General features: G+C 44.7%; 23 protein-coding genes. 19 read left to right on the plus strand and 4 right to left on the minus strand.

The genetic code is table 11. From position 1 onward, the window contains the following. The first annotated feature begins 315 nt into the window (after positions 1–315). Complete coding sequence (locus L2W36_RS04910; RefSeq protein WP_443088378.1) at positions 316–1,257, plus strand: DUF3179 domain-containing protein; 942 nt, start codon at positions 316–318, stop codon at positions 1,255–1,257. Positions 1,258–1,327: 70 nt separating this feature from the next. Here L2W36_RS04910 and L2W36_RS04915 read toward each other — a convergent pair whose 3' ends face one another. Next, a complete protein-coding gene (locus tag L2W36_RS04915) occupies positions 1,328–1,999 on the minus strand; it encodes a type 1 glutamine amidotransferase domain-containing protein (RefSeq protein ID WP_006074860.1) in 672 nt (223 codons plus the stop codon). 119 nt (positions 2,000–2,118) lie between these two features. On the opposite strand from L2W36_RS04915, the gene L2W36_RS04920 reads away from it, so the two are divergent. The 4 genes from L2W36_RS04920 (at position 2,119) to L2W36_RS04935 (ending at position 5,593) form a co-directional block, all read left to right on the plus strand. After that, positions 2,119–3,003 carry a LysR family transcriptional regulator gene (locus L2W36_RS04920; RefSeq protein WP_236109463.1) on the plus strand — a complete coding sequence of 295 codons (885 nt, stop codon included), beginning with the start codon at positions 2,119–2,121 and terminating at the stop codon, positions 3,001–3,003. Between the two features lie 79 nt (positions 3,004–3,082). Then, complete coding sequence (locus tag L2W36_RS04925; RefSeq protein WP_031497056.1) at positions 3,083–3,334, plus strand: DUF2999 family protein; 252 nt, start codon at positions 3,083–3,085, stop codon at positions 3,332–3,334. Between the two features lie 202 nt (positions 3,335–3,536). Continuing rightward, positions 3,537–4,985 carry a winged helix-turn-helix domain-containing protein gene (locus L2W36_RS04930; protein WP_236109464.1) on the plus strand — a complete coding sequence of 483 codons (1,449 nt, stop codon included), beginning with the start codon at positions 3,537–3,539 and terminating at the stop codon, positions 4,983–4,985. 131 nt (positions 4,986–5,116) lie between these two features. After that, complete coding sequence (locus L2W36_RS04935) at positions 5,117–5,593, plus strand: hypothetical protein (RefSeq protein WP_006074864.1); 477 nt, start codon at positions 5,117–5,119, stop codon at positions 5,591–5,593. A 114-nt stretch (positions 5,594–5,707) separates the two neighbouring features. Here the strand turns inward: L2W36_RS04935 and L2W36_RS04940 are convergent, their stop codons facing one another. Beyond that, positions 5,708–6,355 (minus strand): glutathione S-transferase family protein, encoded by a 648-nt coding sequence (locus tag L2W36_RS04940; protein ID WP_236109465.1) that lies wholly within the window; start codon positions 6,353–6,355, stop codon positions 5,708–5,710. A 108-nt stretch (positions 6,356–6,463) separates the two neighbouring features. On the opposite strand from L2W36_RS04940, the gene L2W36_RS04945 reads away from it, so the two are divergent. From L2W36_RS04945 to L2W36_RS04970, 6 genes are all read left to right on the plus strand, one after another. After that, on the plus strand, positions 6,464–7,276 hold the full coding sequence (locus L2W36_RS04945) for a LysR family transcriptional regulator (protein ID WP_006074866.1): 813 nt from the start codon (positions 6,464–6,466) through the stop codon (positions 7,274–7,276). A 260-nt stretch (positions 7,277–7,536) separates the two neighbouring features. Further along, a complete protein-coding gene (locus tag L2W36_RS04950) occupies positions 7,537–9,984 on the plus strand; it encodes a DmsA/YnfE/YnfF family dimethyl sulfoxide reductase (RefSeq protein WP_006074867.1) in 2,448 nt (815 codons plus the stop codon). A gap of 10 nt (positions 9,985–9,994) precedes the next feature. Further along, a complete protein-coding gene (locus tag L2W36_RS04955; RefSeq protein WP_006074868.1) occupies positions 9,995–10,609 on the plus strand; it encodes a DMSO/selenate family reductase complex B subunit in 615 nt (204 codons plus the stop codon). 1 nt (position 10,610) lies between these two features. Next, positions 10,611–11,453 carry a DmsC/YnfH family molybdoenzyme membrane anchor subunit gene (locus L2W36_RS04960; protein ID WP_236109466.1) on the plus strand — a complete coding sequence of 281 codons (843 nt, stop codon included), beginning with the start codon at positions 10,611–10,613 and terminating at the stop codon, positions 11,451–11,453. A gap of 76 nt (positions 11,454–11,529) precedes the next feature. Continuing rightward, positions 11,530–12,138, plus strand: coding sequence for a molecular chaperone TorD family protein (locus L2W36_RS04965; protein ID WP_236109467.1), 609 nt, complete (start codon positions 11,530–11,532; stop codon positions 12,136–12,138). A 15-nt stretch (positions 12,139–12,153) separates the two neighbouring features. Next, a complete protein-coding gene (locus L2W36_RS04970) occupies positions 12,154–12,732 on the plus strand; it encodes a ferredoxin-type protein NapF (protein WP_236109468.1) in 579 nt (192 codons plus the stop codon). A gap of 57 nt (positions 12,733–12,789) precedes the next feature. Here L2W36_RS04970 and dbpA read toward each other — a convergent pair whose 3' ends face one another. After that, on the minus strand, positions 12,790–14,172 hold the full coding sequence (gene dbpA, locus L2W36_RS04975; RefSeq protein WP_062457234.1) for an ATP-dependent RNA helicase DbpA: 1,383 nt from the start codon (positions 14,170–14,172) through the stop codon (positions 12,790–12,792). Between the two features lie 108 nt (positions 14,173–14,280). After that, the gene (locus tag L2W36_RS04980; RefSeq protein ID WP_236109469.1) at positions 14,281–14,757 is read right to left on the minus strand and encodes a WbuC family cupin fold metalloprotein; all 477 of its coding nucleotides are present in this window, start codon (positions 14,755–14,757) and stop codon (positions 14,281–14,283) included. Between the two features lie 229 nt (positions 14,758–14,986). Here L2W36_RS04980 and L2W36_RS04985 point away from each other — a divergent pair, with 229 nt between their 5' ends. The 8 genes from L2W36_RS04985 (at position 14,987) to L2W36_RS05020 (ending at position 23,438) form a co-directional block, all read left to right on the plus strand. Continuing rightward, complete coding sequence (locus tag L2W36_RS04985; protein ID WP_006074875.1) at positions 14,987–15,160, plus strand: hypothetical protein; 174 nt, start codon at positions 14,987–14,989, stop codon at positions 15,158–15,160. Positions 15,161–15,336: 176 nt separating this feature from the next. After that, positions 15,337–15,984 (plus strand): GTP cyclohydrolase II, encoded by a 648-nt coding sequence (locus tag L2W36_RS04990; RefSeq protein WP_006074877.1) that lies wholly within the window; start codon positions 15,337–15,339, stop codon positions 15,982–15,984. Between the two features lie 182 nt (positions 15,985–16,166). Continuing rightward, entirely contained in the window at positions 16,167–17,426 is a 1,260-nt protein-coding gene (locus L2W36_RS04995) for an imelysin family protein (protein WP_236109470.1), read from the plus strand. 64 nt (positions 17,427–17,490) lie between these two features. Beyond that, positions 17,491–18,888 carry a di-heme oxidoreductase family protein gene (locus tag L2W36_RS05000; protein ID WP_124939924.1) on the plus strand — a complete coding sequence of 466 codons (1,398 nt, stop codon included), beginning with the start codon at positions 17,491–17,493 and terminating at the stop codon, positions 18,886–18,888. A 10-nt stretch (positions 18,889–18,898) separates the two neighbouring features. Beyond that, positions 18,899–19,930 carry an imelysin family protein gene (locus L2W36_RS05005; RefSeq protein ID WP_031493315.1) on the plus strand — a complete coding sequence of 344 codons (1,032 nt, stop codon included), beginning with the start codon at positions 18,899–18,901 and terminating at the stop codon, positions 19,928–19,930. Next, the gene (locus L2W36_RS05010; RefSeq protein WP_236109471.1) at positions 19,911–20,999 is read left to right on the plus strand and encodes a DUF1513 domain-containing protein; all 1,089 of its coding nucleotides are present in this window, start codon (positions 19,911–19,913) and stop codon (positions 20,997–20,999) included. Before L2W36_RS05005 ends, L2W36_RS05010 begins: the two co-directional genes overlap by 20 nt. A gap of 91 nt (positions 21,000–21,090) precedes the next feature. Continuing rightward, the gene (locus L2W36_RS05015) at positions 21,091–22,737 is read left to right on the plus strand and encodes a L,D-transpeptidase family protein (RefSeq protein ID WP_236109472.1); all 1,647 of its coding nucleotides are present in this window, start codon (positions 21,091–21,093) and stop codon (positions 22,735–22,737) included. Positions 22,738–22,892: 155 nt separating this feature from the next. Next, positions 22,893–23,438 (plus strand): YcbK family protein, encoded by a 546-nt coding sequence (locus tag L2W36_RS05020; RefSeq protein ID WP_124939920.1) that lies wholly within the window; start codon positions 22,893–22,895, stop codon positions 23,436–23,438. Positions 23,439–23,495 lie beyond the last annotated feature (57 nt).

Genomic DNA, 23,495 nt, shown 5'->3' on the forward strand with positions numbered 1-23,495 from the left:
TTGTTCTATCCTGATACGTTTTAAGAAAAGGTTTTCACACAACATGAAAAGGTTTTCATGTTTCAATGTGGTAAGGTTTTCACATTTGCATCATTCGATCAACTTGATCAGTAGGATTAAGTATAGTTTTTATTTATGGTTTTGAAGCTTGTCACAATTGTTGAGCAGCTCAACGCGGCGTTTGTTATGTCGAATAAGCGCCAGAGTGCTATGCGTATTAATGAGCATCGTTGCTTTTGTTTTAGAGGACAATTGAAAGCATTGCTGTTGTTGGCGGGTCTATATGGCCAGTCTTCTTTATTGGAGGAGAGGCAAATGCAGCTGCGATTAACTCTTTTGGTCTTCATATTGTTGTCGTTTCCGATATCACTATTGGCGAAGGTGCTCAATGGATTCAACATAGACAATGCATCTGTGCCCTCACAATTCATTCAAAAAGGCGGGCCACCTAAAGATGGCATTCCGGCGCTCAATCAGCCCGAGTTTATTAAAGGCAACGAGGCAAAATTTATGCATGCACAGGATATCGTATTGGGGTTGCAGGTTGGTGATGTGGTGAAGGCGTATCCTATTCGAATTCTCAACTGGCATGAAATCGTTAATGACCAATTCAGCGGAACACGTTACGTTATCAGTTATTGTCCATTATGTGGCAGTGGAATAGCATTTCTTAGCCAGCCGACGGGAGAGCGTGAAGCTCTGGATTTTGGAGTTTCTGGTTTGTTGTATAACTCGGACGTACTTATGTACGACCGCAAAACCGAATCGCTATGGTCGCAAATTCATGGTGAGGCTATAGCTGGAACATTAGTTGGCCGTAAACTCAAACAAGTGACGCTTACACTTAGTCGTTGGTCGAATTGGCTAGCTCGTTACCCTGACTCGCTAGTTCTCTCCACCAACACAGGTTATCAACGCGATTACCAGAGAGATCCTTATGCAGGTTATGGAAAAAACGCTGCCATCTACTTTCCTGTAGCGAATCAAGCACCCAATGAGTATCACCCGAAAGAGATGGTATTAGGGTTTAAAGTAGAGCAGTCAACTATCGCGTTTCCATTTAGTGAGATATCCCAGTTAACAACTCAGCAGCAAAGCTTTGAATTGGGCGGGGATCGCTATTATGTTCACTGGGATAGCAGCAACCAGTCAGCTTGGATAACTGATGAGAAGGGTGAAACCCAACCATCAACCTTACTATTTTGGTTCGCGTGGTACGCTTTTTATCCAGAGACACAAGTCTATAAATGGCAATAGACAACAATACGTGTCGTGAGAACGTTGCGTTACGTTAACACGACACGAACGGTTACAGCTGTGACAAAAGTTAAGATAAAGCCGCTACGATCGCTTTTCCGACAGCGTGTGCGCTGGTTGGGTTTTGGCCTGTGATTACACGTTCGTCAACAATTACAAACTCTTGCCAAGGTTGTACTTTGCTGTACTGAGCGGCAGTACGTGCCAGTGATTCCTCCAGTAAGAAAGGAATATCGCCGATAGTGCCGAAGTCGATTTCTTCTTCTCGTGTAAATCCAGTGACTGACTTCGATGCCAGTAATTTGTCGCCATTGCTCAGAGTAATAGGTAGAAGAGCTCCGGGGCCGTGACACACTGCTGCAATTACACCACCTTGCTCATAATGAGTAGCTGCAAGCGCAGCGAAATCCTCGTTACTTGATAGATCAGATAGCAATCCAAACCCTCCCGGGTAAAAAATAGCATCGTAATCATTGATATTGATTTGCGAGACAGGAATGGTGTTGTTAATACGATTCTGAAACGCCTCGTCCGTTAGGATTTCTGTATTGACACTGTCACCCTCGATGTCAGTACCGTAAAGTGGCGCTTTGCCACCTTTAATGGATGCGATGTCATAGTCATAACCTGCCGACTGGAGTTCACGTAAAGCGTGAGTGAGTTCTGGAGCGTAAGTTCCGTTTGCTTGGTCTGTCTCACCTAATGTTGCATGGTTAGTGACGGGAATAAGTACCTTTTTCATCGTTATGTCCTTCTGGCTGATTCGTTGTTGTAATTACCTTAGTTATACTAATTGCTAACTGATTTGGTGATAATATAGCTAAATGACAAAATATTATTGCTATATGGCAAAGGTGAGATGTGGATAGCTTTGAAGGAATCAACGAGTTTGTAGCGGTAGCAGAAAGCCACGGTTTTTCTGCGGCAGCTAAGCAACTTAGTTGCAGCACAAGTCATGTGAGTCGACAGGTATCGCGTTTAGAAGAACGCTTGGGCGTCGCTTTGCTTGCCCGCTCCACTCGAATGGTGAATCTCACACAGGCGGGGCAGGTGTATTATCAGCAGTGCAAAGACTTAGTTATTGGACTTCAACAAGCTAACGAGCAGCTTAGTTCCGAGCAAATACAGCTAAATGGCACTTTAAGGGTGAGTGCCGCTGGTGCGTTTGCCGAAAACCACGTTGCTCCTGCATTGATGGAATTTGCGAAAGGGTACCCGGAACTAACGGTTGAGATGGATTTTGATACTCGAATGGTCAATTTCATCGAAGATGGTATCGATTTTGCGATTCGGTACGGCCGATTAAGTGATTCGGGATTAGTTGCCCGGAAGCTGGTGGACAGGCCAATGGCAGCCGCGGCCAGTCCTGAATATCTAGAACGATACGGAGTACCAACTCATCCTGATCAACTTCGACACCATAGTTGTATCATCGCGAATAATGACCATTGGGTATTTGAAGATAATGGCAAACCGATGGGGAGTATTCGAGTAGATGGACGTTGGCGCAGCAATAACTCCAGTGCTGTGGTCAATGCTTGTGAACAGGGGTTAGGCATTGTCTATATGCCAAAAAGCAGTTTTAGTGACGCTTTCCATAACGGGCGACTAGTTCCCGTCTTAATACCCTATTGGGGCAAAGGCTCTAGTAGTTGGATTGTTTATCAGAATCGACGGTTTTTGCCAATGAGGGCTCGTTTAGCGATAGACTACTTGGTTTCGCATTTCGCCAACTGGCAGGAGTGATGGAATCAGGTAGTACCCAGTTAAGGTCTCAAATGATAAACTGCGGGCAATTTCATTTGATATTGATAAAGGTAGTGAAATGAATCCAATAATTGCAATGCTAAAAGAGAACAACATCAGTGATGAGCAAATCAGTGAAATTTTTGAAGTACTGACACAGAACCCTCTTGCAGCAATGGCAACAATCAGCCAGCTTGGTTTGCCACAAGAGCAGCTTCAAGCGCTAATGGGTCAAGTTATGCAAAACCCTGCGTTGATCAAAGAAGCAGTTGAAGAGTTAGGACTTGATTTCGCAAAAGTTGAAGCAGCAAAAGAGCAACTTCAAAAGTAATCGTTTGAGATTCCTCGTCGCCGTTTCAGGGCCTGCAGGCTCTCAAATGGCGGCTTGACTTACAAAGCGCCCACAACATCCTTTTCCTTATCGATCCATTTCGCCAGCGTCATTGTCCATACTTAACAATACAAAATCTCAGTTGCTTCTGTGAAACGAAATTAATACCCTTTTAGGGTTATTTCTTACCCTTGTAGCCACTATGGACTCCATTAAATACTACGTATTGCAGCTCGAATCTCCGATTGTTTTTTATCCAAGCAAAAATAAGCTTGAAGTCGATGGTGCAGAACTGCATTTAGAACCATTGCAATCTCGTCTGTTGAAGTATTTTGTTGAAAACCAAGGGCAAGTCCTGACGACTCAACAAATCGCAGACAATGTTTGGCAGCGTAATCATGTGTCGGACAATTTGGTTCGCCAAGTGATTAGCTCATTAAGAGGCCAGCTTAAAGACAAAACGCGACCTTACCGTACGATCAAAACTATCCCGAAGAAAGGGTACCTATTTGATCTTGAAGTGATTGCTCACATTGAAAAAGCACCACAAGTCGTCGCGGTTGAAGTCGATGATATTGAGGAGCCACAATTTTCGGAAAAAAGTGGGCGCAAAGGCGGTAACAACAAGCTTTGGGCTACCCTTGCTGGGTGTTTAGCGATATTGGCAATGGCGTCATGGATTGTCACTTATGTTGTTGAAGAGAACACAGACATCGTGGCAGAAAATACCAATCCGCTTGGTACTGTGCCGGTTTATATCCATGATATTACTTCAGATTCGATGCAAGACTATCAACTGTCGGAAAGCGTTTACAATTATCTATTCTATGGCCTCAACTCGTCGCGAGCGTTAACCGGCTATCACTTTTCCCAGTTGTCTAAGGAGAGTAAAGCGGCATTAAAGCAACAGGGTATTGAGCTTAAAGGCTGGCTTAAAAAGAGCGGCGAGAGTGAGTTCTTACTTACTTTGATGATTCAGAACAACCAATTACCATCTAAGAATCAGCGTATTGAAAAATCTTTCAACAAAGAAGATTTTTTCACCGCTATTGGCGATGTAGTATTGGAAATTAAGGCGTTGGTAGAACCTAAAGAAGACGGGTATGAAGTGACCAGTCATCGTGTGAGTGCCATTAATAACTACGATGATTGGGAAGTGATTTCAGACGGTATTTCTCAGTTCTACTTAGGTGGCGGAAACGATGCCTTTGTAAAGCTCTCACCTATGCTAGAGAATATTCAGTCTCAAGGTCGCGGTAACTATTTAGTCAGTGCTTTACTCTCTTACTCAGCCTCCGTTGACTATTTGCAATCGGGTGATGCTCAGACACGCCTTGAGGGTCTTAAATTGGGACAAAAAGCGTTCGAACTTAACCCTCGTTGTGATATCGCGAACCTGACGTTAGGGCTTGCCTTGTTGTTAAACCAACGCGCTGACCAAGCCATTCCTTACCTTTTCTATGCTGCAGAGAGCACGCCAACTCCCATTGGCTACTACCTATTAAGTGTGGCTGACAAACAAGTTGGTAATCTAAAAGGTGCCGATTTTAACTACCAACACTATGTCGCGATGAAGAAAGAGAGTGGTGGGCAACTCTATGATTTAATTGAATCTTTACAAAAATCAAATTTAATTCAAACCTTGCCATAGTTCATAGGGCTACGGAGAATGGTTTATTTGAATTTACTTTGTAATTAACGCCGATTGCCTTGCATCAAGCGTCTTTAATAAAGGCAAACTCATAATTGTTCTTGTGTTATTTATGCTAACAGGAACAAAAAATGTTAAAGAAGCTCGCGTTTCAAATCATTCCAGTGCAAATCTTTTTATTTGTATTCTGGTTTAAGAATGGCTTTATCGACAAGGTAATGGGCGTACTACTTGGGGCTGTCACTCCTGAGACGGCCTATGCGGGTGATACTTGGGCCGGATGGAAAGGCTATATTGTGGGGACATGGGATAAAAGTCAGGTTGGTCATGCTTTGTTAAGTCCAACATTCGACTTCATGTTTCCGATTCTGATTTTGTTGCAATGCCTACCTTTTATTCTCATTATTCGTTCGGTATTGAATCTAGAATTTATGACTGATAGAGAACGTCCTTGGTTGCTTTATTCGGCAATCGCCTCTCTTTTCGTCGCAGGTTGTATGGCATTTACTCAAACGATTTCGGGTGCTAGTGATGGTCAGTACCTATGGCAATTTATGGGCTTTAGTATGGTCGCGATTATGTATATCCGAAATGAGCAAAAGCGTTAAACTAATCGAATATTGATTTGATAAAGCAGTCAATGCACTGCGGTTTTGAACTCATGGCTTGCCATAACGAAACGTTAGGCAAGCCTTTGTTATTTTGTCAAACCGTTGCATTGGCTAGCGATCAAATCCTGCTTCGTCCTGAACAATGATGTCTTGCTCATGACTTGCTTGTATTAACCACGTTTTTATTGCGTCACTATTTAGCACTTTTTGTTGATACTGCTGCGCTAAAGGTGACAGTTCAATGCCATAGGTTCGGAAACGAAGTGCAACAGGAGCAAACATGGCGTCGGCAATGGACCAATCGCCAAATAACCATTGACCATCGTGCTTTGACATCTGCTCTGCCCATAAGGTGTCAATCCGTTGGATATCTTTTCTAGCTTCTGCAGAAAGTACGACCTGGCGCTTGGCTCGGCAGTTCATTGGTAATTCATTGCGTAGAGCCAAGAATCCAGAGTGCATTTCGCAGGCTACTGCTCTTGCCTTGGCTTTTCTCACGCTGTCATTTGGCCAGCAGCAACCATTGAGATATTGCTCATTCACATATTCTAATATCGCAAGAGAGTCCCAAACTGTGGTTTCGTCATCAATGAGTGTAGGAACCTTGGCTGTTGGCGTCAGCGTTTCAAGTGTTTGATAAAACTCGGTTGAAAACAGTTTGAGTTTTTCTACTTCGACCTCAAGCTGGTAATGCTCAAAGATAAGCCACGCACGTAATGACCAACTCGAGTAATTCTGATTTCCAATATACAGTTTCATATTTGACTCCTTTGCCTGTTTGATTTTGATACTAATCAATGGTGAGATGGGTGACTAACGCAAAATTTGAATGTATTTCATCAATGAAATCGATGGATTGGGGGCGATATGGATATCGATGCGCTGAGAAGTCTTCTCGCTTTTTCCGAGACGGGGAGCTTTACGCGAGCAGCAAAACAAATAAACCGAACTCAATCTGCGTTTAGCGCGCAGATGAAAAAGTTAGAAGCCGAAACTGGGGCTGTATTGTTTGAGCGTGATGGCCGGAATATGGTGCTAAGTGAAGCTGGACTATCATTGAAAGCACACGCTGAACGCATACTCTCCTTACATGATACCGCCTTGCACCAGGTGAAACGCTATCAAAACAAAACGGCGTTGAGGCTTGGTTGCCCTGAAGACTACAATGACACTGTCCTACCGAAAGTGGTGGCGGCAATTAACGAAGTTGAACCTACTTGTTCAGTTCAAATATTCAGTCAGCCCAGCATTATGCTAAGAGAGTGGTTAGACGAGGGGAAGTTAGACGCCGCGATTGTGACGCGAGCACCTGACAGTGAAGAAGGTTATTGGTTAGAGTCAGACAAAGGCGTTTGGATTGCGGGGCATGATTTTGATACCGCCATCACCCCATTGCCGTTGGTACTGTTTCAAACCGACTGTAAGTACCACGCCGCGGCGTTGGATAGTTTAACCAAGCGTGGGATCGCTCATCGACTACTTGCTTGTTGCAATACCGCTTCAGCTCAGCGAGCATTAGTGGCTAAAGGAATGGGCGTCGGTGCGATGGGGCGTCTAAGTACTAACAAAGACGTTAAGATACTAAACGGAATGCCACCACTCCCTAGTGTGGATATTGTACTGTTGACTGGCACTAATCCTCATCCAACGTTGGCGAACGTATTTATTAAACACCATTAAATGGTATTTTTCTTTGAGATCAAATGGTGTTGATATTCATTTATAAAATGGAATGCCTATCAATACGATAATTTGCCTTTCAATTAAATGGCAAATTATTTGTTTCTATAAATGAGTGATTTAAAAATATTCCACCAAATGTCAGAGAATTGTCAATCCACTAACCATTAAGTAGTAGTGTTGATTTTTATCAACAGTTTCTAAAGGTTTCGTTAGTAACATTCGCTCGATGATGCATAACTATAATCGAGCATGTCTTTATGAATAATAAACTGAAGCAATTATTGACGCCGTCGCTGACGCGTAGAGGGTTCATAAAATCCTCTTCGGCCATCGGCGGTCTTGCTGCTGCAACCAGCGCCATTTCTCTTCCTTTTAAATCTGCCCAAGCGGAAAGCAAACCACAATCAAACGATGAAAAAGTGGTGTGGAGCGCTTGTACCGTAAACTGCGGCAGTCGATGCCCACTGCGTATGCATGTCGTTGACGGTGAAATAAAGTGGGTAGATGCAGATAATACCGGCAAAGATGATTACGCAAACAAAGATGTCCAGGTGCGCGCATGCTTACGTGGGCGTTCTATGCGTCGTCGCGTGTACAATCCAGACCGCCTGAAGTACCCAATGAAGCGTATCGGTAAACGTGGCGAAGGCAAGTTTAAGCGTATTACTTGGGATGAAGCTTACACCGAGATCGTAAATAGCCTAGACCACATTAAGAAAGAATATGGTAATGAAGCGATTTATCTTAATTATGGTACTGGCACATTAGGCGGTACGGTCACCAAGTCATGGCCTCCTGGTAGCACGTTAATCGCGCGTCTGATGAACTTAACGGGTGGTTATCTGAATCACTATGGCGATTATTCGACGGCTCAAATTGCCAAAGGCCTGAGTTATACCTATGGCGGTTGGGCGAACGGTAACTCTTTCTCAGATACCGAAAACAGTAAGCTCATTGTTCAGTTTGGCAATAACCCAGCCGAAACACGTATGTCTGGCGGTGGTTTGATTCATCACTTGATTGAAAGCAAAGAGAAATCCAACGCAAGAATGATCATGATTGATCCACGCTATAACGATACTGCGGCGGGTCGTGAAGATCAGTGGATTCCTATCAAACCGGGTACTGATGCAGCGTTCATAGCAGCAATGGCCCACGTGATGATCAAAGAAGACTTGGTCGACCAAGAGTTCTTAGATACCTACTGTGTTGGTTACGATGAGAAAACCCTGCCAGCATCTGCGCCAGCAAATAGTGATTACAAATCTTATATTTTAGGTTTGGGTGAAGATGGTATTGAGAAAACGCCAGAATGGGCGGCACCAATTACTGGTATTCCAGCGGATATCATTATCAAGACAGCTCGTGAGATTGGTTCAACTAAACCTTGTGCAATCTATCAAGGTTGGGGTCTTCAGCGTACGCAAAATGGTGAAATCGCGTCACGTGCGATTGCCATGCTAGCGCTCTTAACCGGTAACCTAGGCATTCATGGCGGTGGTTCTGGTGCTCGTGAATCGGATTATAACATTCCGTTTGTGCGCTTCCCAACCTTAGAAAACCCAGTGAAAACGTCGATCTCTATGTTCCTGTGGACTGATGCGATTGTTCGTGGTCCTGAGATGACTGCGACACGCGATGGTGTGCGTGGTAAAGACAAACTCGATGTGCCAATCAAGTTCATTTGGAACTATGCGGGCAACTGTGTCATTAACCAGCACTCAGATATCAACCGTACTCACGATATCCTTCAAGATGACAAAGCATGTGAAATGATTGTCGTGATCGATAACCACATGACGTCTTCAGCAAAGTACGCCGACATCATTTTGCCTGACCTCACTACGTCTGAGCAGGCAGATTTCTGTATGGATGGTAAAGCGGCAAACATGCCTTACTTTATCTTTGCTGACAAAGCGATCGAGCCTCAATTTGAAGCACGCAGCATCTATCAAATCTGTTCTGATTTGGCGGAGCGCATGGGTGTGGGTCAGGCATTTACCGAAGGTCGTGACCAAGAAGGTTGGCTACGTCACTTGTATGCTGAAACATTGAAGTTAGACCCGACATTGCCAGATTTCGAGACGGTACGTCAGCAAGGTATCGTCAAACGTAGCGACCCTAATGGTCACTATGTCGCTTACCAAGCTTTCCGTGCAGATCCGGTGAATAACCCGCTTAACACACCTTCAGGCAAAGTAGAGATCTACTCGGAAGAGTTAGCTCGTATTGCTGCTGAATGGGAGCTGCCAGAAGGTGATGTGATTCATCCACTACCTATTTACGTGAGCACATCAGAAGGCTGGGATTCACCAAAACGCGATAAGTATCCATTGCAGTTAACGGGCTTCCACTTTAAAGCACGTTGCCACTCAACTTACGGTAACGTCGATGTGTTGAAGCAGGCCGCACAACAAGAAATGTGGATCAACCCTGTAGATGCTGAACGTCGCGGAATTAACAATGGTGACCGAATTAAGATCTTCAACGATCGTGGTGAAGTTCGAATTAACGCTAAAGTCACGCCAAGAATGATGCCGGGAGTTGTGGCTCTCGGAGAGGGAGCATGGTATGCACCTGACGGCAACAAGGTTGACCATAATGGTTCGATCAACGTTCTGACGTCTCAACACCCAAGCCCGTTGGCGAAAGGTAACCCTCAACACACTAACTTAGTCGAAGTTCAACTGGCAAATAAGGCGTAAGGACTAACTCATGAAACAATACGGTTTTTATATCGATTCGAGTAAGTGTACTGGTTGCAAAACCTGCCAGTTAGCTTGCAAAGACTTTAAGGATCTTGGTGTTGATCGCAGCTTCCGTCGAGTTTACGAATACGCTGGTGGTAACTGGATCGAAGATAACGGCACTTACCGTCAAGACGTGTTTGCCTATTACACCTCTATTGCATGCAACCACTGTGACGAACCGGCGTGTGCAAAAGTGTGTCCATCGGGTGCAATGCACAAACGTGAAGACGGCTTTGTGGTCGTGGATGAAAAGGTGTGTATTGGCTGTAAACACTGCGCTAACGCTTGTCCTTACGGTGCACCACAGTACAGCAAAGAAAAGGGTCACATGACGAAATGTGACGGTTGTTTCGAGCGCGTGGCAGAAGGCTTTGAGCCAATCTGCGTCGGTTCTTGCCCACTTCGTGCGTTGGAGTTCGGTCCTATTACTGAGCTTCGTGCCAAGTATGGAACCAACGCTGACGTAGCACCACTTCCATCATCAACGTTAACGAAACCAAATATCGTGATCAAACCAAATCGTCATGCGCGTCCAACGAATGACACCACTGGTCACCTAGCAAACCCTAAGGAGGTTTAACATGGGATGGCATGAATGGCCTCTGATTTTCTTTACTGTATTTGCTCAAACAGCAGTCGGTGCGTTTATCGTAATGGGCTTAATCACATTATTTGGTAAGGCGGATGCACACGTTAAGACAGCGATAACTCGCAATATGTTCTTTATTTGGGTTTTCATGGGACTTGGCTTTATGGCGTCAACCATGCACTTAGGTAGCCCAATGCGTGCAATCAATGCGTTAAACCAAATTGGAACATCTTGGTTATCGCGTGAAATCCTATTTGGTTCGATGTTCTTTGGCTTAGGTGGTTTATATTGGCTATTGTCTGTCATCAATAAAGGCAGTGAATCGATTCGAAAAGGGTTGATGGTAGCGGCGATGGTGATCGGCGTGGTCTTTATGGTCGCCATGACGAACGTCTACATCATCGATACGGTTCCAACTTGGGATACACCGTTTACGGGTCAATCATTTACGCTTACGGCTGTCATTTGTGGCGTGATGCTGTCACTTATTTTGATGCGTGGCGCTAAGTTGGAATGTCCACGTTTAGGTAAAGTCACGGCGATTGTGGCAAGTGTAGCCGCAGTGACAATGGCAATGGTCACTATGTCAATGGTCGTCAACTTGCCTAATATTCATTCTGCGATTGTTGCAGCTAGTGAGTTAGTGCCAAATATGGCAGAGATTCAAAACTTACGTTTTGTCCTAGTGTTTGTTGGCCTAGCTGCGTGGATGTGGGCGATGCGCTCTGAGTCTCGTTCTATGCCGATTGCCGTCATTGGCTTTGCGATGGTGTTAGTTGCGGAACTCATCGGACGCAGCGTGTTCTTTGGTCTGCACATGACAGCAGGCATGTAGCAAAGATGAGAGCAGGCTGACCGGCCTGCTCTCATTTATTGGTTCAACTTAGTCATTTTTGAAATTTGGTAAATTCATGTCAGAAAATCAATCTATCGATCTACTTAGTCTACAAACCATGGCAAAGGTATTCGGTTCGCTGTTTTATTTCCCGCTTACCGACAACAACAACCAGACCTTATTGACTGCGTTGCTACAAGATGAAAACTTAAAAGACAGTGATCTTCAGGCATGGTGTCATCAGGTTAAAGGCGAAAGCAACGAAGCACTAAATCAAGACTTCTTCTTACTTTTTGAAGGAGGAGAGGCGATGCTGGCACCACCGTGGGGCTCAGTCTATATGGATAGAGAAGAGGTGATTTTTGGTGATACCACAGTAGCGTACCGTCAGTTTCTTCGAGATCACGATATTGCCTTAGATACTGGGATGAGAGAGCCAGAAGATCAAGTTGGCTTAATGTTCTTTGCAGTGAGTCAATTGGTTGAGCAAGAACACGACATTGAGTCGGTCAAGGCGCTGTTTTCACAGCACTTACTGACTTGGTGTTACCGTTATTTCGAGTTGGTTGAGAAGCATGCTTCAACTCAAAGCTACAAACAACTAGCTGCCTTGGTATCGCAATGGTGTGAAGCCGTTCAGGAGCTGTTAAATATTACGCCACTTGCCGTGAAACTGTATCGTTAGGGTTGGTAAGCGCTCATGACCAGAGATGAAAAATACTACAAAGCGTATATGGAGCACAAAACCATAAGCCGTCGTGGTCTTTTTCGCGCTTTGGCGAATGGCAGTACGCGGAATTCATCTGTCATGGCCAGTGATGACTCGTTAGCTGCTAAGTTAGAGTGCCAAGAAGTATCACGAACAACCCCTAGACCACCAAAAGCTGTTGATGAGTTGCTCTATCAACAGATTTGTAATGCTTGTGGAGATTGCGTTAAGGCTTGTCCTGAGCAGGTTATTGCTATTGAAGATGAACTCGCTCGACTTGTACTTGATTATGGGTACTGCAGCCAATGTGGAGAATGTAGCCAAGTATGCCCAACAGGTGCATTGCATGGACAGGACAACCATACTGGTTTAATTCCGCAGTTCTCGGATGGATGTCAAAATGCACTGTTTAGTGATTGCCACTTATGCCAAGAAGCCTGCCCAAAACAAGCGATAAGTATCACGTCGTACAGCCTACCGGAGTTGGATAAGAAAGCTTGTGATGGCTGCGGACGTTGTAAGCAGGGATGTCCTTTTTCCGCCGTATCTATGGCGTTATCCATGCAGTAGCGAATACAAAAACAGCTCTATGTATTAACTAAGAGCTGTTTTTGATGGAGTTGAAGGTTAAGCTTTGATGATTCGCGCGCGGAAGTTACGGCCCTTCATCTTGCCATTGGTAATCTTACCTAATGCTTGCTTAGCTATCACTTTCTCGACCGCCACATAAGCACTCATTGGGAACATATTGATCTTACCAATTTGATTGCCGGAGAGTGTCTTATCACCGGTTAGCGCCCCTAAAATATCACCAGGGCGCAATTTTTGCTTCTTACCGCCTTGAATTTGAATCGTCACCATTTTTGCTTGAAATGGTTGGTTGCTTGACTTTGCAGGCAATTCGCTTGGTTCAATCGGCATATCCATGTACTCATCGATACGCGCTACACGATAGAACTCTTTCTCGCTATAGAAGCTAAAGGCTAAACCTTTATTGCCGGCGCGCCCAGTACGACCAATGCGATGTACGTGTACTTCTGGGTCGCGAGACAGATCATAGTTGAATACTGCATCGAGGTTATCGACATCGAGACCACGAGCTGCAACATCCGTTGCCACTAAAATAGAAACACTTTTATTGGCGAACTGTACGAGTGCTTGGTCACGATCTCTTTGCTCTAAATCACCGTGGATATCGATCACGCTAAAGCCACGATGATGCAGTTCATCCGCAACGTTCTGAACTTCTTTTTTAGTATTACAGAACACCACAGCAGACTCCGGTTGGTGAGTCAGAAGCAAGTTTTCAAGTGCATTATCACGTTCTTCGAGAGTGTTAGTTTGATAGAAGAACTGTTTGATGCTTGAGTGATCGTGCTTACTCTCTACCTTCACCACTTCTGGTTGCTTCATAACTCGAGCAGCAATGGTTTGGATTTGCTCAGGGAATGTAGCGCTGAAAAGCAGTGTTTGTCGCTCCTTTGGAGCTTGGTCGATAATAGCGTCTAAGGCATCTTTGAAACCCATATCTAGCATACGGTCCGCTTCATCAAGTACCAGAGTATTCAGTTCGCTTAGGTTGATACGACCTTTTTCTAGATGATCAAGGATGCGACCAGGCGTTCCCACTAGAATATGCGCACCGTGTTCCAGAGAACCAATTTGTGGTCCCATTGGCATACCGCCACACAGTGTTAGTACTTTGATATTGTGAATACCACGAGCTAGGGTGCGAATCTCTTTTGCAACTTGGTCCGCAAGCTCACGAGTTGGGCAGAGAACAAGAGACTGCACACGGAAGCGCTTTACTCTTAAGTTACTAAGTACGCCGAGAGAGAAGGCTGCGGTTTTTCCTGAACCTGTTTTTCCTTGGCCGATAACGTCCTTACCAGCCAAAATCTTTGGTAGTGCCTCGGCTTGGATTGGCGTCATGGAAGCGTAACCAAGACTGTCTAATGTGCCGAGTAATTCAGATGGTAAGTTTAAGGTAGAAAAAGCTGGAGTGTTCAAGAGCTGTCCTCAGTCGGTATGCAGAGCGGGTATTATCAACATTCCCGCTCTAGATGCTACTTTTATCTACGCTTTTGTAGATCTAGTAGTGAGGATAGCAGCTGAAGATTATTTTGCCGTTGGTTGTGCTGTGCTCATCCAATCGCGATATTCATTGGCGCCATCTTCACCTTCTGCTGGAGACCAAGGTGCGAAATCTTCTTGAGGAGTAGGGATGTATGCGCCTTCCTTGATTTCAAGGCCGACCGTGCCCGATTGCATACAAGCGTAACCATGCCAAGTGCCTGGTGGGATTTCGATAGCACGGTTAGTTTCTGGTGAGAGACTGTGACGCTCTGTGAGGCTGCCTTCATCATCAAAAATCAATAAATCCAGTTGCCCTTTAAGAACAAGGAATAATTCCCATTTGTGCTCTTCACTATGACGGTGAGGGCGCATGTAGGTTTCTGGCTCTGTAGAGATGAACAAACGTTGAACGCCAGCGTCCAATTGCTCGTGTAGGTTATGATGACTGCGTTTGCGTGGCGCTTCTTTTGCGTTTTGCGCAAATGTATCGAAGTCTTGGTTGCTGATGATTTTTAACATGACATTGTTCTTTGAAGTGTAAAGTGTCGATATTCTACCGCCTCGATAAAAAAGTTCAGTAACAAATTGCCGCCTTCGTCCGCTGTGGGATAAAGTTTAGAAAATTCTAGGTAAAAACCAGTTAGATTGTGATGGCAGTTCCAGAAATGTTTGAAAAAGCTGTACGATCTGATCAGAGTGGTATTATCGCATTGTTTAGGAAATAACCCGTAAGTAAGGTGGTACAGCAGTGGAAGCAGTCATCAGCCAACTCAAAAAAGACTTTTATGCACACCTTAAATCTGCCAATGGTGCGAGCTCGGGTGAGTCTTCCCAGACCATCTCTCTATTAACAAAAGAAGAGTTAGCGGAACTGGAAAATGTGTGGGTCCAACTCGCTGTATGGAAACAAAAACAAGCGTAAGATCTATCTTTTTATCGCCTAACTAAATGATTTTTATGGGCCTCGAGTATTGATACTCGGGGCTTTTTTAGTTTCTTATAAATAGTAATTGTTATAATATAACAATTACTATATTGATCTTATTGTTGAAAAGTCGAGTACTAGCCCCCATAGTTCACTTTATGGAGAATAGAGCGATGGCTGAGATAAGTTCATTACTAGCCTCAGATAATCTAGTGAGAGAGACTATGGCGGAAGTACGTGCCAGAATACAATTAAAAGTCGGTTCCAGGAGTGATATAGACGCAGAGATGCTGTCGTTTCGTGGACTCAAGACAGATAAAGAACATGTAGCGATTATTTTTAAATCATCTGACAAGACCCAATCTTTACCTTTGGTAAGGATGCACTCAGAGTGTCTTACCGGTGATGTCTTCCACTCGTCACGTTGCGATTGTGGTGAGCAATTGGAAGAAACCATTCAGAAAATGGGCGAAGAAGGCGGCATCATCCTGTATCTACGTCAGGAAGGGCGAGGAATCGGTCTTTACAACAAACTAGACGCCTACAAGCTTCAGTCTGATGGTATGAATACGTATGAAGCCAATAACCATTTAGGTTTTGGCGATGACTTACGTGACTTTACTGAAGCCGCTCAAATGCTTAAAGCGCTGGACGTACACTCTATTCGTCTGGTCACTAACAATCCTAAGAAAGTGCGCGAGCTTCGCGAGCACGGCATCAATATTGAAGAAGTTGTGAATACGCACGCTCATATCAAAGATGGTAATGAAAACTACCTTAAAGCAAAGGTCTCTCACGGTAAGCACTACCTCAAGCTTTAGTCAGTAATCTAGGTCACCAATCATAAAATTGTTAGTAAAATGATAGAAAAGCCTCACTTTTGTGAGGCTTTTTTGTATTTATTCTTGAAAATAAATTGTAACTGAGTATTATCGCACTTCGTAGTATAAATGATAATAATTCGCACTACTGATAACTATTAAGCTCAACAAGGATGCTTTTCATGAATGTAACAACCATGGTGAAGGGTGCAGTGGCAGCCTCTCTTGTAATGACTTCAAGCGCTGCATTTTCTGCAGTTACTAAAGACCAAGTGGTAGAACACTATGCTGATCTGGCTCACGCGGTATTCGCAGATGCACTAATTACAGCAAAAGATTTAGACACATCTATTAACACATTCTTGGCAAACCCTTCAGAGAAAGGTCTTGCCGATGTTCAACAAGCATGGCTAGCGTCTCGCGTACCTTATCAGCAGACGGAAGTGTTCCGTTTTGGTAATGCTATCGTTGACGATTGGGAAGGACAGCTTAATGCTTGGCCACTTGATGAAGGTCTTATCGACTATGTGAGTGCGGATTACCAATATGAGCTAGGTAATGAAGGTGCACAAGCAAACATTGTTGCTAACAAGAGCCTAAAAATCGGCGCGACAACTCTTGACGTTAAAGAAATTACACCTGAAGTCATTGCCAACCTTAATGAAGTTGGTGGCTCTGAAGCAAACGTAGCATCAGGCTATCATGCGATTGAGTTCTTACTATGGGGGCAAGACCTTAACGGAACCAACGCAGGTGCAGGTGAACGTCCTTATACTGACTATGTTATCGGTGAAGGTTGTACTAACGGTAACTGTGAGCGTCGTGCGCAGTATCTTCAAGCTGCATCAAAACTGTTGATTCAAGATCTTCAATGGATGGAGAAACAATGGTCAGCTTCCGAGAAAGGCAACTACCGCTCTGAACTACTCGCTGACAAAGCTGACAACGGCATTCGTAAGATGCTATTTGGTATGGGTTCACTTTCTCTAGGTGAGCTTGCGGGTGAGCGCATGAAAGTGGCTCTAGAAGCCAACTCTACTGAAGATGAGCACGATTGTTTCTCTGATAACACGCATAACTCTCACTATTACAACGAGCAAGGTATCTATAACGTTTACACGGGCACTTACGTTCGCGTTGATGGAACGTTAGTTGACGGTCCAAGTATCGCTAACCTTGTTGAAGCAAAAGACAAAACAGCAGCGAAAGAGATTCAAAAGCAATTTGATCTTGCACGTGCGCAAGTAGGCAAGCTTGTTACCTCGGCAGAAAAAGACAACCAACACTTTGACCAGTTGATCGCGTCTAATAATCCTCAAGGTAACAAACTAGTGAATGAGACCATTGTTGCACTTGTCGCGCAAACTGGTTCAATTGAGCGTGCCGCTGGCATCATCGGTATTGATAGCCTAAATCCAGATACTGCTGACCACGAATTCTAAGCACAATAACCATAATAAACAGGGGGCTACTGCCCCCTTTTGTCGATCTTTTTGTGAGCGCTGTATGTCAAGATCTTATCCTTTTTTAGCCACGCTACTATTTCTTTTTGTCGGCTCGGTGTTTGCCGGGTCTGAGTCTTCTCATCTGTCGGGCGGTAAAACCACAGTAAAAAAAGAGGGGCCTAACGCTTACTCAATGCCTGCAGCCAACTTGCCTATGTCAAAGCGACTAGATTTTAGCGTCGGTAACAGTTTTTTTAGAAACCCCTGGGTTCAAGCTCCCGCTTCCACAGATGCGAGGGATGGACTTGGACCACTATTTAATACCAATGGTTGTCAAAACTGTCATATCAAAGACGGTCGTGGTCATCCTCCTGAAGAAAATGACCAACATGCCGTATCTATGTTGGTTAGGTTGAGTATTCCGGCTGTGACAGCGCAGCAGAAAGCGGCCTATGAGCTTGACGGTGTAATACCTGAGCCGACGTATGGCGGTCAGTTGCAAGATTTTGCTTTGCCGAACATGCAGCCAGAAGGACAAATTGATATTACTTATGATGAGGTTGCGGTAAGTTTTAAAGATGGCACGGTCGTCATGTTACGCAAACCTAATCTCAAGATTGTTGAACTAGCCTACGGCGATATGCACCCTGACGTTTTAATGTCGGCACGAGTTGCTCCGCCAATGATTGGCTTAGGGTTGCTCGAATCGATTCCAGAGTCGACGATTTTAGCATTTGCTGAAGCGCAGAAAGCGGACAGCTCATCAGTAACAGGAAAGCCGAACTATGTAATGGATGTGCGCACCCAAAAGATGGCATTGGGGCGCTTTGGATGGAAAGCAGGCCAGCCTAATTTGATGCAGCAAAATGCGGCCGCTTTCAATGGTGACGTAGGCTTGACAAGTTCGCTGTTTCCGAGTGAGAACTGTACCAGTAATCAGGACGTTTGTACGGCACAGCATAGTGGCGGAGACCCTGAGGTGAGCGACAAAATTCTCAACTTTGTCGAGTTCTATACTCAGCATTTAGCGGTGCCTCAACGACGTAATATCGACGACCCTTTGGTTGTCGCAGGTGAGAAGCTATTCAACAATGTTGGTTGCCAAAACTGCCATAGAACAGGCATTCAAACCGGTACACAAGAAGGGTTACCTGCCATTTCGAACCAGACGATTCACCCTTATACCGATATGCTATTACATGACATGGGAGAAGGACTATCAGACAATCGACCAGAATACGCAGCTTCAGGCCGTGAGTGGCGCACAGCACCGCTGTGGGGCATTGGTTACACGGAAGAAGTTAATGGTCACACCTACTTTCTTCATGATGGACGAGCGAGAAATCTCACCGAAGCGATTTTATGGCACGGTGGCGAAGCAGAAGCCGCAAAACAAAACGTGTTAGCTTTATCTAGATCAGAACGTGATGCGCTATTGGCGTTTCTAAATTCACTGTAAGGAGAGCAACGTGAATTACAAACTTTCATCTATAGCGTTGAGCTTGCTTTTTTTAACGGCTTGTCAATCGAGTAGTGTGACCCAAGCCCCTGAGCCAGAAGCTACAACACACCTTAGCCAAGCAGTATATGAAGTTGAATTTGACTCTGCGTTGAAGTTCAAAACGGCAATGATGAACTTGCAATCGCAAACTGCACATTTTTGCCAAGAGGAATCGGACCTGACGCAGGTGTCTGCAGCATGGCAACAAGGAATGTCTCGTTGGATGTGGTTGCAAGGGCAAGAGCGAGGCCCTGCTATGGCACTGGAGCAGAATTGGAATGTTCAGTTTTGGCCAGATAAGAAGAACACCACCGGTAGGAAGATGTCGCAAGCGGTTAAAACCGACGCGTGGAGCATGGAGTCAGTACAGTTGCAAAGTGTCACCATTCAGGGGCTAGGAGCAATTGAATGGCTGCTTTATGATGATGCTTCAACACTAGCAAAGGGCTCACGAGAGCATTGCTCATTGGCGACTGCGATTACCGCTTCTCTTACCGATCGCGCCGACACGATATTCATGGCATGGCAAACCAATCCATGGTCCTCTTTAGACAAAGAGGGGTGGGAGTCAGAATATCTGGCTTTGCTGTCTAACCAGCTGGATTACAGCATGAAAAAACTGTCTCGTCCGTTAGCAAAAATCGGTGCTCCGCGACCTTATTTCTCTGAGTCTTGGCGCTCGAAAACGTCGATGAGCAATTTAAAAACCAACGTAGAAGCTATGCAAGCACTCTATCTGGCGAAAGGAGAAGGGCTAGATAAGCTTTTGCGTGATGAAGGTCATGCACCTTTGGCGGATAGTATCGTTCACCAATTTGAAGATACGTTGGAAACTTGGCCGAGCGAAACCAGCCTATTTGTACTTTTGCAATCTAAACAAGGCTATCGAACAGTGCTGTCGCAATTCAATAAGCTTGAACAACTTAAGTATCTTATCAATGAAGAGGCTGCGGTTCAGTTGGGAGTAGTAATAGGATTTAATGCGACTGATGGCGATTGATATTTCTAGACGCAACTTCACAAAGTTGGCAGGCATCACGGTGATGTCGCCTTCTTTGCTTACGGCTTGCGCTTCCACGACGAAAATGGCTCAGGAAACTTTGATAGGCGGTTCGGTTCGCAACAAGGGTGACTACGAAGTTATTGTTTCTACCGAAAATGCTACTGCTATGCATCGACTGCCTTTACCAGGCCGTGGCCATGGCATTGCTGTATCGCCGAATACTCATCACGCGGTGATGTTTGCTCGAAGGCCAGGTAGCTATGCCATGGTGTTTGACTATCGTGAAGGAGAAGTAAGAAAGCTCATTCTAGCGCCAAATAACCGACATTTTTATGGGCATGGCGTGTATTCAAATGATGGTCGATGGTTGTACGCTACAGAAGGGGAGCGGTCGAGCAGTCGCGGAATTATTGGCGTTTATGATGTTGCGAATGGCTATAAAAAAATAGAAGAGTTTACCGGTTTCGGGTTAGGTCCTCATGAAGTGATTGTGATGGCAGACGATTCGTTAGTCGTTGGAGTCGGTGGCGTACATACCAATGGCAGGCAACCTAAAAATCTTGCAACCATGCAACCTAGCTTGAGTTATCTTTCTCCTCAAGGAAAGCTTCTAGAGCAAGCAACGCTTGGCGACCATCATAAGAGTATTCGCCACCTTGCTCATGATGGTGACACTACTGTGTTAACAGGTCAGCAATATCGGGGTGAAGCGGAGGAATACGTCCCACTCGTAGCCATTCATCAGCGAGGTTCGGTGATGGAAGAATTGGGTGGAGAGCCAGAGCAATGGGCAAGATTTAATCATTATATTGCCAGTATTGCAGCGACAGAAACGCATATTCTAGCTACATCACCGAGAGGAAGCTGCTACGGTATTTGGGACAAGACAACACGTGAATTACTAGAAATTAATTCGCTCCCAGATGCTTCAGGAGTGGTAGTCAGGAATGGCGACTTTCATGTGAGTTCTGGTGCAGGGCAAGTAATCAAAATTAATCCACAATTGGACAAACAACGCTTTTATTCTGGAATTCAGTGGGATAATCACTGGAGTGCCATCACATAAATGAGACGGTAGCTGGTTTAGTATAAAATTGTCCGGTTGATAGTGTGATTTCTGCCATACTTAAGATCCTTGGTTGAAAGGAGGTTGGTAGATGCGAAACTGGCTACTCTCATTGTGTGTTGGTTTATTCTCTCTAGCTACAACCGGATTGACGGTTGCCGCGCCAGATCAGCTTGTCTCAAATTCGACCGAGCTCACCTCTTATTCTGTAAAACACATCAAGCCAATTCTTCAGCAAGACAATACAAAAGGCTCAACTGAGCTTATAGATAATACCCAAGACGCGCTTCTCTATCCCTCGTTAGTTGACTACTTATATTCCAGACTGGATGCTGAGCGTATATGGAGCGGCAATGAGCTTAACGCTCAGCTAAATCTGCAACTAGATATGATGAAGCTCGCTGGCTTTAGTCCGCTGTTCCAATCAAGAGTCGAACTCCTGCAACAGTATTATCAACAAGGGGAGATGGATCGTTATGATAGAGTGGCTTCGGATACTTTCTTACTTTATTTAAGCTATGTTGCAGCGTCTCAAGAACTTGGTAAAGAGTGGTATTTTACTACCGATTTAATTGAACCTCTTCCGCGTCCTTCAGCAACGGAAGTGGATCTGATGGTAAAAGCTTTCGAAGCACAAGATGCACTGGCTTACATCACCTCGTTTGCGTCGCCAATGTTACAGCAAGATGGATTCGAGAATGCGTACATCGACTTAGTGTCGAAATCGCAAATGACCAAAATAGAGTATCAGCAAGTTGGGCTCACGAGACTCGGTGATACGCTACCTCAAGAAGCATATTTAATTCTTATTGAAAGACTGTCCGAATCCAATGTCTTCATTACCGCTAGGGAAGACCGGTATTTCGACGAATTGCTCGACCTTGCTATTAGAGAATTCCAGACCATTTACGGGTTAAACGATGATGGCATTATAGGTCCCAATACCATCGAATGGTTGAACAAGTCCGCGTCCGATAAACTGCGTATATTGGCACTCAACTCGGAACGTTCTCGTTTGTGGCCACAACAGCGCGAAAACATCATTGTCGTCAATGTGCCGAATTTTCAGCTTGAATATTGGGATGAAGGAGAGGAACGATTTGAGTCTCGCGTAATTGTAGGTAGAGCGTCGCGTCAAACGCCTTTACTGGAAACTAAAATGGACTCGCTTATCCTAAATCCTACTTGGAATGTGCCTTGGAAAATTATGGTTAAAGACATCATTCCTAAAGTAAAACAGAATCCAACTTACCTATTTTCGCAACGAATTGAAATTTTAGAAGGTTGGAACAATCAGGCACGTATCGACCCTACGATGATTGATTGGCAAGAGGTAAATGCACGGCGCTTCCCGTATCGTATGCGTCAGCAAGCTGGGGAGTTAAACGCGCTTGGCCAGTACAAGTTCAACACACCCAACGCGCAAGCCATCTTTCTACACGATACACCTAGTAAGCATCTCTTTGATGAGAGTTTACGTGCATTCAGCTCTGGTTGTGTAAGAGTGGAACACGCTGACCAGTTCGCTCAAGTGCTACTCGAAGCACAAGGGAAAACACTAGAAGATGTCGCAACGGATCGCCCAAATAAAGCGATAGCCCTTAAGCAGCGAATTCCGGTTCATATCATTTATCAAACCGCTTGGATGTCTGATGGGAAGGCACACTTCCGCGGCGACGTATACCAATACGATGCCAAACGAGAAAGTATGAACAGTGCGGCATTTTCAAAAAATTGACACAAATTTGAACAATCTAAAAAACGCTTTCTGCTCAAAGGTTAACCGCTAATGGTTGCAAAAATAAGCGCTTTTCGCTCATCTCTGCATTTGAACTGGGCTTGAGAAACACGTATCTTGCGCCGCAATTCCGTAGTTTCCTTTCTTTGAGTAGTATGATCCAAACAAACATTTCTAGACGAGACGCCCTCAAACTTGCTTTGTGTGGTGCAACGGCGTCATTGGTGCCTTCACTATCTTTTGCAATGCCTTCTTCTACACCAAGAACATTAGCAATGAATAACTTACACACAGGAGAGAGTCTAGAAAGTCGTTACTTTGACGGTGCTAAGTATATTCAAGCTGAACTTGCTCGCCTCAATACACTTTGTCGTGATCATCGACGCAATGAAACCCATAACATGGATAAGCGTTTGTTCGACCAGATATCAGAGATTCAGAGCCTATTAGGCGTTAAATCAGAGGTGTTGATCATTTCTGGCTATCGTTCTCCTGAAACCAATGCTTCATTGCGTTCAGGCTCAAATGGAGTAGCGAAAAAAAGTCTTCATATGTTAGGTCAGGCTATCGACTTTAGATTAGATGGAGTAAAACTCAGTCATCTTCATGAGGCGGCGCTAACCATAAAGGCTGGTGGAGTGGGGTATTACCCAAGAAGCCAGTTCGTCCATATTGATACGGGCCCTGTGAGAAACTGGTAACACTTGTCATTCCGCTAGCGTGATGTCATAGTCCCGCTAATTGCAAAATTAATAGGG

The organism is Vibrio sp. McD22-P3 (genome assembly GCF_021568915.1).
In the GTDB taxonomy this organism is placed as follows: Bacteria; Pseudomonadota; Gammaproteobacteria; order Enterobacterales; family Vibrionaceae; genus Vibrio; species Vibrio mediterranei.